Annotated in this window: 9 protein-coding genes; 2 read left to right on the top strand and 7 right to left on the bottom strand. The window is 58.3% G+C overall.

The window, feature by feature from the left end; translation table 11 throughout:
* Position 1 precedes the first annotated feature (1 nt).
* From nodI to HNQ71_RS32010, 4 genes are all read right to left on the bottom strand, one after another.
* A complete protein-coding gene (gene nodI / locus HNQ71_RS31995) occupies positions 2 to 916 on the bottom strand; it encodes a nodulation factor ABC transporter ATP-binding protein NodI (RefSeq protein ID WP_184878021.1) in 915 nt (304 codons plus the stop codon).
* A 235-nt stretch (positions 917 to 1,151) separates the two neighbouring features.
* Positions 1,152 to 2,507, bottom strand: coding sequence for a chitooligosaccharide synthase NodC (gene nodC, locus HNQ71_RS32000; RefSeq protein ID WP_184878023.1), 1,356 nt, complete (start codon positions 2,505 to 2,507; stop codon positions 1,152 to 1,154).
* Between the two features lie 15 nt (positions 2,508 to 2,522).
* On the bottom strand, positions 2,523 to 3,179 hold the full coding sequence (gene nodB, locus HNQ71_RS32005) for a chitooligosaccharide deacetylase NodB (protein WP_184878025.1): 657 nt from the start codon (positions 3,177 to 3,179) through the stop codon (positions 2,523 to 2,525).
* Positions 3,176 to 3,760, bottom strand: a complete 585-nt coding sequence (locus HNQ71_RS32010; RefSeq protein ID WP_184878027.1) for a NodA family N-acyltransferase — start codon at positions 3,758 to 3,760, stop codon at positions 3,176 to 3,178. The genes nodB and HNQ71_RS32010 overlap by 4 nt, the downstream gene beginning before the upstream one ends.
* Positions 3,761 to 4,055: 295 nt before the next feature.
* Here HNQ71_RS32010 and HNQ71_RS32015 point away from each other — a divergent pair, with 295 nt between their 5' ends.
* A complete protein-coding gene (locus tag HNQ71_RS32015; protein WP_184878029.1) occupies positions 4,056 to 5,000 on the top strand; it encodes a LysR family transcriptional regulator in 945 nt (314 codons plus the stop codon).
* A gap of 494 nt (positions 5,001 to 5,494) precedes the next feature.
* On the opposite strand, the gene HNQ71_RS32020 is transcribed toward HNQ71_RS32015, so the two are convergent.
* The 3 genes from HNQ71_RS32020 to nifA all read right to left on the bottom strand — a co-directional run bounded on the left by HNQ71_RS32020 (position 5,495) and on the right by nifA (position 9,805).
* The gene (locus tag HNQ71_RS32020; RefSeq protein WP_184878031.1) at positions 5,495 to 6,523 is read right to left on the bottom strand and encodes an LLM class flavin-dependent oxidoreductase; all 1,029 of its coding nucleotides are present in this window, start codon (positions 6,521 to 6,523) and stop codon (positions 5,495 to 5,497) included.
* An 86-nt stretch (positions 6,524 to 6,609) separates the two neighbouring features.
* The gene (gene hisC, locus HNQ71_RS32025) at positions 6,610 to 7,758 is read right to left on the bottom strand and encodes a histidinol-phosphate transaminase (protein ID WP_184878033.1); all 1,149 of its coding nucleotides are present in this window, start codon (positions 7,756 to 7,758) and stop codon (positions 6,610 to 6,612) included.
* 241 nt (positions 7,759 to 7,999) lie between these two features.
* Entirely contained in the window at positions 8,000 to 9,805 is a 1,806-nt protein-coding gene (gene nifA / locus HNQ71_RS32030) for a nif-specific transcriptional activator NifA (protein WP_184878035.1), read from the bottom strand.
* A gap of 1,300 nt (positions 9,806 to 11,105) precedes the next feature.
* On the opposite strand from nifA, the gene HNQ71_RS32035 reads away from it, so the two are divergent.
* On the top strand, positions 11,106 to 11,576 hold a 471-nt coding region (locus HNQ71_RS32035; RefSeq protein ID WP_184878037.1), incomplete at its 3' end, for a cation:dicarboxylate symporter family transporter.

The raw sequence follows: 11,576 nt of genomic DNA on the forward strand, positions 1-11,576 counted from the left end.
TTCACTTCTCCATCTCGCGTCCGGTCAGCCGCAAGAAAACGTCCTCCAGATTAGGTGGACGCTCCAGAAGCCGCAGACCGGCGCGCCCGCGCAGTTGCACGCGCACCTGCTCCGGATCGGGCGCATAGCAAAAGAGCGTCTCGCCGCTCACCTCGATGCGCTGAACGTACGGCCTGATCAGCGAACCCAGCTCCTGTGGGTTGCCGCCGAAGATCTCGATGACGTGGCATCCGATATGCTCCTCAATCAGGGCATGAGGGCTGCCTTCGGCAATGTTGCGTCCATGCTCGAGAACGCACAGCCGATCGCACAGCCGCTCTGCCTCTTCCATGAAGTGGGTCGTCAAAAGGATCGTCTTGCCGCGCGCCAGCAGGAAACGCAGGCGCTCCCAGATCAGGTGTCGCGCGTGCGGGTCGAGCCCCGTGGTCGGCTCGTCCATTACGAGTAGAAGGGGATCGTTGATCAGCGCACGTGCCAGCGTCAGGCGCCGCTTCATGCCGCCCGATAGTTCGGCGACACGTGCATCCGCCTTGCTCTCAAGGCGGGCGAACTCGAGGAGCGATGGGATGACCGCTTTGATCTGGCGTGTGCTCATGCCGAAGTAGCGCCCGAACACCAACAGGTTCTCGCGTACCGTGAATTCCAGGTCAAGGTTGTCGAACTGGGGAACCACGCCGATGCCCTGGCGTGCCAAGCGAGCCCGTGCCGGCACAGGCACTCCGAGCACCGTGATCTGACCCGCGTCAGGCCGTGTCATGCCGAGGACCATACGCGCAATCGTGCTCTTGCCGGCACCGTTCGGCCCCAGCAGGCCGAAGCACTCTCCCGACGCAACGGTGAGCGACAGCCCATTCACAACGAGCTTGTTGCCAAAGGACTTGTTTACGCCGGTAAGGTTGATTGCTATGTTTGACATGCGTCTATTTCAGGCTGAAAAGAAGCTGATCGGCCGGCCGCTCACTGATGAGCGTTCTGGTCCAGAGTAGGCATCCCATTTGTGCCGGCTCATTGGGAAAGTGACAGCCGAAGCATTTGCGTGTGTTGCTCCCACTCGAACCGATTGCGGTCGAGCCGCTACGGATCGCCTTTCCGCTCTATCAATTGATTTCTTGCCCAGGCTCACGACTTGTCCACCCAACCAACGCACTCGATCACTCGCCACTGAGCACGCTCTCAGACTCCACCAAGCCTGAAGAACCGCGCGAAAGATCCGTCCTGCGAATTGAGTGAGCAACTTCCGAACCTCCTGTAGCGTTTGGTCCGGCGATCGGGTTTTTGATGAGGATCTGCTTTTCCCCTCCATTGGCTAGGGTAGGCGCCTTGCGCGACAGCCAATCGCTATTGCTCAATGTGCACAACGCATAGGCTTTCAAGGGGAGTAAGAGAAAGACGTTGATGAATGTGTGCAGAGAAAAACCGAGAAATCGAAGCTGGCGAGCACGAAACGCTACCACGCTGCACCGAATGATGGTCATGGCTGCAATCATCAGAACTGCCGACCAAGGCACTGTGGCTGTCAGTGCGAGCTGCGCGAGTCCAGCCAGTACCGACAGGGCGAGCAAAAGCGGGCCGAGATTCTGTCCGACCACATCCAGCGTTAGATAGCGATCGAGGCTTGGCAATAGGCGCAGCGCAAGGAACGTGTCCCGAAACGTGCTTCGAGCCCAGCGGAGTTGTTGGCGCAGATATGGCCCTAGCCGATCCGGAACGACCGTTGCGGCGATGGCGTCGGGAACGTATTCGGTTCGAAGCCCTGCTTTCAGCATGAGGATGGTGAGATGGCGATCCTCACCGAAGTCGCTTGGCTTCCCACGAAACAGTTGCGTCTCGTACTGATCCAGCAGCAAAAGGAGTGCAGAGCGACGGTACATTGCACATGGGCCGCAGCAGCACATAACGGCACCAAAGCGAGCCTGTGCCGCTCGCTCCTCATTGCAAGCCAGCCAATACTCCATATCGATCAACCGGGTCAACCAAGTGTCGCTCCGGTTGCTGGCCGTCAACTGGCCCATGGCCGCGCCGACGGCTGGATCCTGCATCTTCAGTGCAAGCTTTGTGACGACGTCTGACGCGAGTGTCGTGTCCGAGTCGACGTTCAGCACCAAATCTCCAGATGAGCGGCGTATCGCGGCGATCTGCGCTTTGCGTTTGCCAACATTCTTGTCGAGCAAAATAAAGCTGAATCTCGGGTCGCCCGCAAAGGCACCGTGTACCGGTGCGACAGCGTCGCGATTTGAGGAACCGTCATCAACCACATAGACCCGCAGTTTTCCGGCATATTGTTGGCTTGCAATGGACGCCAGGCACGCCGAGAGCGCGCTCGGATCCTCGTTGAAGCAGGGGACAATGACATCCACGCTCGACAGAAGGTCGAAACCGACCAAATTGTCTGACTCCGGTGAACGGTCCACAGGCAAAGCATAAGCCATCTGCATGCTTTTATAAGCAGCCGACAGCAGCGCATAGCTCGAGACGGCGACAGTACTAGCTGTGGCAAGCAGGTCCATAGGATCTCGCAATTTTCAGTGATGTTGTGGAAGGGCGCGAATTTCGTATCCGCAAGCGTTCAATGCCGGAATCAGCTGGGAGAGCGCCTGGGCGGTCTGGTCGCGCAGACAGGCTTGAGTGCCCTGTCTCAACTCGTCGGGCGGGCAGCCGTCGTGCAAGAGAACGATTGCACCCGGCCGGACGCCGGCGAGCACTGCATCGACAATCGCGTCGGTACCGGGGCGAGACCAGTCTCGCGGGTCTACAGACCAATGAAGCGCCGCCAGCCCGGCGGTCTCTGACGCCGTGAACACTTCTTCGCTCCATGCACCGTAGGGCGCGCGAATGAACCGTACCGAGGCCTGCGGGCACGCCATCATGATGGCTCCGTTCGCTTCAAAGACTTCACGTTGCACTTCGCCGAAGCCGCATTTGCACAGATCCGGATGAGTCATCGTGTGGTTGCCCACCTCGTGCCCTTCTGCGATCACTCGTTGGATTAGATCCGGGTGCTCTACGGCGTAGGTGCCGATGACGAAGAACGTCGCCGGCACCCGATTTTGCGCCAGCACATCAAGGATCTGCGGTGTAGAAAATGGATTGGGACCGTCGTCAAACGTCAGATAGACGCTGCGACGGCCGGTGCCAGCCCATTCACTCGGCACTTCGCTTATGTAGTCCAGATGTTTCATAGCTCCGGACCGTTCCGATCAATCAGGGTGCCGGATGGCCACTCGCTCATCGAGCGTCCAATCGGCACAACGAAGACAAGCACGTCCTCCACGCGCGTGGGCGGCAGGTCGGGATACACTTCTGGGTGGGTCGACCGAACGCGAACGCCCGATACAATGGCCGCCAGGCCGTTTCGGCAGACCCTCTCAACATGGTTCCGCATCGCGTGCCGAACCGTGCCGAAAGCGAATGGAACCCCAAGCTGCTGCAGCACTGGATACACAGCATGCATTGAGAAGCTGATTCCGAATCCCTCAAGATCCGAACGCACCCCGTACAGCCCCAGTTCGGCCACTAATAGATCGACCTCGCCAACCTTGATGAAGCGCCGCAGTATGCAAATGTGGGCCGCTATGCCGTGCGCGTCGTAGCCGATTGCGCGGAATTCCGGCCTCGCACCGGCCCAACTACGGCCGCCTTCGAATGGCTTTACGTCGACGGCCCCAGCATAGGTCTTTCGGAAGAAGTCGGAGAGTTCGACATGGTCGGCCAGTTGCAACTCATTTTCCCAGCACAACCTCCACCGCACGTCAGAGTGCATGGAAAGACCTCGTCTTTGTTGGTGTTTTCTTGAGGTAAGCGCCTACGCGTAGGGGAGCTTGTCGCGGCGAGCCGACGCGATTTAGCTTGCGCAGATCACCGAAGAAACTTAGCCGCAATGGACATGCGACTCGGTTGATGTTCGGCGTACACCGGAAAATGCTCCTCGGAGCCAGCGCAAACATTGATAGTTACCTTTAGGCTTACATTCTTCAATCTCCCTATGCGACGTTCAGCAAAATCGGTAAAATCGTTTGTTTCGATGAAACGCATTCACGCTATGGATAACTGAAGACATGCGCTTCAAAGGGCTTGATCTGAATCTTCTCGTCGTGCTCGACGCGCTGCTGAGTGAGCGCGGCCTCACGGCGGCGGCACGCCGCATCAACCTAAGCCAGCCGGCCATGAGTGCGGCCGTCGCCCGGCTGCGTGACTATTTCCACGATGAACTATTTAGCATGAGCGGCCGCGAACGTATTCTGACACCGCGTGCGGAAACACTCGCCCCCGCAGTTCGCGACGCACTCCTGCGCATCCAGGGCTCGATTATTTCTTGGGAGCCGTTTAACCCGGCTCAATCCGACCGCCGCTTCAGGATCATTGTTTCCGATTTCGTCACACTCGTGTTTCTTGAAAAGGTCGTCGAGCGTGTTGCACGGGAAGCACCCGCCGTCAGCTTCGAATTGCTGCCCATCGACGCCAGCCCCGATGAGCTCTTCCGGCGCGGTGACGTCGATTTTGTAATTCTTCCGGAATTGTTCAAGTCGAGCGCGCATTCAAGAGTGGCGCTGTTCGACGAGACGCTCGTGTGCGTGGGCTGCGCCACGAACAAGAAGCTGCCACGCCAGCTTACGTTCGAGAGATACATGTCGATGAGGCACGTTTCGGTCAAGTTCGGGCGTATGCTGAAGCCCTCCATCGAGGAATGGTTTTTGCTTGAGCATGGTCTTAAGAGACGTGTCGAGGTCGCCGTGCAGGGCTTCAGCATGATCCCGCCTATGGTCTCAGGCACAGATCGTATAGCGACCATGCCCTTGCGGCTGGTCAAGCATTTCGAAAAAACATTCCCCCTGCAGATCGTCGACCTTCCGCTGCCACTTCCCGGATTTACCGAGACCCTCCAATGGCCGACCCTTCACAACAGTGATCCGGCAAGCATCTGGATGCGGGAGATAATGTTGCAGGAGGCGTCCCGCATGGCTACTCCAAGCAAGACCCCGGGACGTCGCGGCCGCTCCTAGATCTGCTCAGCGCCTCACACCGGCTCTCATGTTCCCTGTCAAGACTGGGGCGAGAGATCGGCTGCTTGGTAGGTGTTGCGAGCAGGCGGATCGGCTGAAGCTGCACGAGGCGAGAAGTGGAACTCAGAGACGACGGTTGATCAGACACTCATCCGCGGGTTGGGTACCGCCTTCCGTGTCTTCATCTCGGGGCTGTCCTTGGTCTAGGAGCGGAAGTTATGTGCGTCAAGTTCAGCAAAATGGGGTGGCGTTGACCTCGCGGCGTTCGCCGCGCAGCCTCCTCGCTCACCGTCGAGGCCGAGAAAGAGTGGCCGCACAGCTCCTCGGTGACGATCGCCTTTCGCCTCGCGCGTCGACACCCCTCGCTCTTTCCACCAGCACCGGTACCAACGCTTTCTCCAAGCGCTGCTAGCGCTCGAACAGCAGACTGCACGGGCACGTCATGGAGCGCTTCGACAACGATTTAATCTCCAATCAGACAGCGAATTTCATGGTCAGCCGACTTGACCCATGATTTCGGATTGAATCGTCGTTGCGGTGTATAGGGAAGCACCTAGCGGCAGATCCCCAAATGCCAGTTGACAAAGAAGGTAGTTGGCACCTGCCTCTTCCAACTGACCAAGCAGAGCTTTTCGCACAGAAGCTGCCGATCCTACTACGCACAATTCACTCTCGATTGCTGCATCGAAGGTCAGCGGCAGGTTTGGTGGAGTCGGGATGCCATTGAGGTCGTAAAGGAATTTGAAGCTCTTAAGCCATCGTTCGTAAGCAGGTCCCGCGAGCGAATACGCATCTGCTTCGGAACGCCCAATCACTACCATTCGGAGCAATCCAAGAAATGGTGCTCGATCGTCCGCCTCAGTTTTGTGCTCTCGACCGGCGCGGAAGGCATCAGTAGTTCTGCGAACAGAAGAGGAAGGTCCCACGCACGCGATATTTGCGCCATTAGCCGCGGCCCAGCTTGCCGGCTCGGGTCGATTGGTGGCGATCCAGGTCGGCGGATGGGGCCGCTGATGAGGTCTTAGCGTCAAAGGGACGTCATTCAGTTCAAAATGGCGCCCTTGATAGGACAGCGTGCCGCCCTTCATCGCATTAATAAGGATCTCGCTGGCTTCCGCATACTGGCCTGGCGCCGCGTCCGCACCAATCCCGAAGTAACCCACTTCGGTGGGGAAAGAGCCGCGTCCTATACCGAGTTCGAGCCTGCCACCGCTCAATTGGTCAAGCATACAGATCTCTTCGAACGCTCGCAGCGGATGATAAAGGGCAAGTAGCATTACCAACGGGCCGAGACGAAGGCGCTGGGTGCGCTGGGCGACGCTCGATAAGAACAGGTTCGGCGATGGACCTCTCCCATGCGGGGTACAGTGATGCTCTGCCAGATGATATGCATAGAAACCGAGGTGATCGCACGCCTCTGCCAACATCAGGCGATCCGCGTATTGTCGGGCGATATCGCGGCCGTCCTCATCCAGGTGATCGAAGATGCCGAAGGTCAGGGTTGAAGGAAAGGCGTTTGTCACTCGATTTCTCCAAGTTTAACGCGGGAAGTTCTCTTGCTTGCGATGATCAAGCAATTCAAAGATATAGAGGTGTGTGATCGCTCGGATTATCGCGCGCGTGGCGCGGAAGCAGAGCCTGATGCTGCCCAACGTCTGGACCTTGGCGTCTTTAAGCTCCCAGAAATATCTCTCGCGGTCGCAAGAAAGGCATCCATCTGTTCTTTTGTACCGATGCTGATGCGAATGTAATTTTGCAAACCTTTGTCAGGAAAGAAGGCAACAAGGAGCTTTTGCCTTTCCAAGGCTGCTTGCCACCATGAGCCGTCCTGTCCCGCAGGCACACGGGCTAACAAGAAATTTGCGTGGGAAGGTATTACGGAAAATCCAAGTTGCAACAGCGCCAAGGTCACTCGCTGTCGTTCATGCTTGATGTGTCTGTGGTTCTCTGCATAGGCGGCGCGATGCGCAAGGATGCTGATACCAACCGCATGCCCGATCACATTCATGTTGAACACGTTCTGGATGTTGCGGAGCCTGTCAATAATTTCAGGGTGACCGAAACCGAAACCGACGCGAATGCCGGCGGCGGCATAGCTTTTCGAAAATGTTCTTAAGACCAGAAGGTTCGAATAACGATCGATGAGGCGCAGACCATTATCTGGTGCAAAGTCGACGTAGGCCTCATCCAGGACGATCAAGCGGTCTGATTGATCTACGAGGCGTTCGATATCGGCCACAGGAACAAACGTTCCGGTCGGATTGTTCGGATTGGCCAACAGTATGAACTTGGCGTCTTTGGCAGGACCGAAAAGCAATTCTGCTATTGGCAAGGAAACAGCTTCGCCCCATCCGATTTCGAGAAATTGAGCGCCCTGCAACATCGCAAGTTTGCGGTTGAACGAAAACCCTGGCGACATCATCGCCACGCTGTCGCCCGGGGCAAGGAAAGCTCTGTAGATAAGCCCGAGCAGTTCAGACGATCCGTTACCGGCGATCACCTGATCCTTGGAGACGCCGTAGGCTTCGGAAGCCGCTTGCCTCAAGCTGACGTTGTCGTCTTCTGGGTACAGATACTGCCGTTCGAGAGCCGCCATCGCACTTTGCATTATGACTGTCGGCAACGGAAACGGGTTCTCGTTCGTATTTAGCTTGACGCAACTCGCATCCGGCGCCGGTTTGTCGGATAGCAGAACATCTAACTGTCTCGCCACTTGCGAAAGAGAGGAAAGCACAGTTTCCAGTTTTGCATCAGACATATATTTTTCTCCGTTACAGCCCCAGTGCATCCAACGCGAGCCGGTGATCGAGACATGGCCTGCACCATCGATGATAGCGCTGCGTTCACACCCAGGTGCGTCGTAGACGGCCGTGGGGTCAGGCGGGCTGTTTCGATCGGATCAGAATTGGCACTGACGCGGGAGCCCCCGCATCCACTCGTCTCAATGCGCCAAAGCACCTTGCTTGATTTGTCCCAGCTACTCGCTTCGGTCGTTTGTTTCAAAGACGCTTGATCTCGATCCCGTACTTCCTCAGCACGTAGCCAATCTGGCGCGGCGTCAGTCCAAGCAGGCGTGCCGCCTTCGCCTGGACCCAGCCACATTTTTCCATGGCTGCGATGACACGTTCGGCATCGGTCGTTCTCGCACCATTTAAGTGCACTGGGCCGGCAGGGCCCAGTGGCGGCTGCCCTGCGGTCTCAGGCGGGACTGCGACGGCGGCAGAACTCCCGGCAGCAGCCGGCGGTATGGCCGGAACCCCTGGCACCGACACGATCGGCCGGGGTTGCAGCGCGAGTTTGCCAGATCTGATCTTATGCAGCGCCGCAGCGAAGCATTGGCCCTGGCAGCATGCTAAGTCGTCTCTCCCGATTGATGGTCCCGCGGCCAGAACCGCTGTCCGATACACGCAGTTTTCGAGCTCGCGAATGTTGCCGGGAAAATCACAGTTTAGCAGCACTTCAATCGCACTGGGATCGAAGGTCAGCATACGGCCGTTCTCATCGTTGAAATTCTTGAGAAACTCGGCTGCGAGGAGCGGAATATCACTGCGCCTTTCGCGTAGCGCCGGCACCAGCAAGGGAACCACGTTGATGCGGTAATACAGGTCTGCACGGAACTCATTTCTGGCAACTGCCTCTTCCAAGTTCTTGTTCGTAGCGGCAATGATGCGAACATCGACTTTGATGGTCTGGTTGCCGCCGACGCGCTCAAACTCCTGCTCCTGCAGCACGCGCAAGAGCTTTGCCTGGAACGAGGGCGAGATCTCGCCGATCTCGTCCAGGAACAACGTCCCCTTGTCGGCGCGCTCAAAGCGCCCCTTGCGCGAGTTGAACGCGCTGGTGAAGGCACCCTTCTCATGACCGAACAATTCGGATTCCAGGACTGTCTCGGGCAGCGCCGCGCAATTGAGCTTGATGAAGGGCTGCTTGGCGCGCGGCGACAACTCGTGGATAGCCTTGGCGACCAGCTCCTTCCCGGTACCGGATTCGCCTCGCAACAGGACCGCAATCTTCGCTTTGGCTACGACCGCGACCTTCTCAAGCAGATCGCGCAACGCCAAACTGTCGCCAATCATCCCCTCCACGTGAATCTGGTTACGCGTCCGCGCCGGGTGCTTGAGCTTGGAGAACTGCTTTGGCAGCAAGTCCTGCTCTGCCATCGGTTGCTCGCGGTCGCCCACGAAAGAGCGACGCAACTTCACTGTCTGTCCTACCAGGTCGGCTATTAGGGGGAGCAGACAGAGGTTGTAATCGAGCCAAAGTCTTGAGCCATTGTCCAGTACGTGGTCGATGGTCAGCGTGCCCACGATATTCGCATCGACGCGAATGGGAACGCCGATGAAGGACACTGGCTTGTTGTCCGAGACCCCGAGCACGTCCATGTCGGCGGCGGTGAAAGCCGAATGAACCGCAATGTTCTCGGTGACCAGGGGCGTGTCCGTCGTCACAATCTGGTCGATTACCTTCCGCGGCAGATACATCCGGTAGCGCTCACTGCAGCTCTCGCTGCAGCCGGCGCCTACGATGCTTTCCAGTTCACCATCACCGTCGAAGAGAGAGATGATGCCGTGCCGCATCGGCAGAAACGATCGCAGGAGATCTACGACCTTGGCCAGCGTGACTTCGAGCCCGGAGGGGGCGGGGAGTGCTTTCAATATTTCCCAGATGCCGGCAAGCGCGCTCGCGCGCGACGGCAGAATAGCGGATTCTGAGTCATCCCTTTTCGCGTCCTGAAGCGATATGCAGCATGACGGCGTCTGCTCAGCACTTTCTTCAGATTGGCGATTATTATCCTGATTTAGCATGTCATCCTCGATCTCGGGCCGCGAAAGCAACGCCGCGCCATCTGGGCCAGCGACGTCCCGAGGCGTAGACGCCCTCGTCAAATGGCGTCGGGGCCCGCGCCCGGCACCAGCACGAGTTTATTCGCCCCGCAGGCCGCCGCATGATTGGCGCGCTTGCTCGCGCGTGGGAGCCACTCATCGAAGCGCTTAAGACGTTGACACAGGTAGTCGTGACGCCGCGTGGGCGGCAGCACGGCTTCCGCAGCCGGCATGCTGCCTGCCATAGGATGAAAAGTGGGTCACGGTTTTGGGCATCGGTCAGGCCCTGTTGAGCGGCAAGCACGAAAGATGCCGGAGGCGACGCTTGATGCATGGCTTTGCTGTCCTTACTGAAGTGGGGCACGGTTCAGGCTCCTCCCGAGCGCAACCACACGTTGCTCTACAGAGCGGGAAACTACAGAGCGGGAACGAGGGTGGCTAGTCAATCGAGCTTTCCTTTCATTTATGAAAGGAAGTAGGAGGACATGATAGAATTCCATCAATTCAGATATCTGCCGGCCTATCCATGTCGAACGGCAGAAATGCTTACCCCGACGTCTCAGCGGTGCCCGGCGCGCTGAGCGTACGGAGCGCGTCTGCGTGCTTCCATTGCCCCAATAAGTGGTGCGGAAGCGGTACTCGCTGCCGACGTCGCCTGGTCCGGCTCGCTGAGTTGACCGCGGCAGCCGTTCCCTCGCTATTGATGCCCTTGACAATAGAACAGGGTGCGGCGCATGCCATGGCCCGAAGGTGTCATCGAGCGCGGCTTCAGTGTTCATGCTCCCAAGCATCTCCTGAATCACCGTTGTGCGCCAGGACCGGCGGAATCAATCGGTCTTCCCGACGGCCCCTTCGAGGTACACTCGGCTGCAGCGGGAGCGCGGCAGGAGCACGCTCGTGTAGGGAATCCTCCACTCCGGTGCACGGTCGGTCGCAAACACGACAAAGAAACGAGGGGCACACCGGGACGTCAGAGATACCGACCAGCGGCCGTTCTGCCAGGCAAAAGCAATGGGTGCAAGGCTCCCTTGTCAATCCTCCCTCTTCTACCGGACGATGTCGAGCCTTGAGTGCGGGATTTCGCCTGGAAGCAGCCAGTGCGGAAACCGCACAAGCCTCGCTGAAACTACGTGACCGAACGGGGAACACCCACAATTGAGCGCGGGTTTTCCACTTGGCACGACGCTTGCGGCGGAGTTGGTGCAGCGTTCGACCGGAGCGCCGCGATGGGAGAAGCCCGGGATGGGAGGAAGAGCCCGGCCCCTATCCGGTTGGGAGAGAAATGGTGTTAGCTCCACATGTCCGCAGCGCGGACGCCGCGCCTCGCAAGGCCTTCTACGCCAAGCCCTACGTGCAGGTGCTTGCCGCCATCGCCCTCGGCGTCGCACTCGGCTATTTCTATCCGGGGATCGGCGAAAGCGCGAAGCCGCTCGGTGATGCTTTCATCAAGCTTGTCAAGATGATCATCGCGCCTGTCATCTTCCTGACAATTACGACCGGCATCGCCGGCATGAACGATCTCCAGAAGGTTGGCCGAGTTGCCGGCAAGGCGATGGTCTATTTCCTCACCTTCTCGACGCTGGCACTTATCGTTGGCCTTGTCGTCGCCAATGTCGTTCAGCCTGGCGCCGGCCTCAACATCGATCCGGCCTCGCTCGACATCCAGGCCGTGAATAGCTATGCCGCCAAGGCCCACGAGCAGTCCGTCACTGGCTTCCTGATGAATATCATCCCGTCGACGATCGTCGGTGCC

This window comes from Mesorhizobium sangaii (assembly GCF_014207355.1).
Classification (GTDB): domain Bacteria; phylum Pseudomonadota; class Alphaproteobacteria; order Rhizobiales; family Rhizobiaceae; genus Mesorhizobium; species Mesorhizobium sangaii.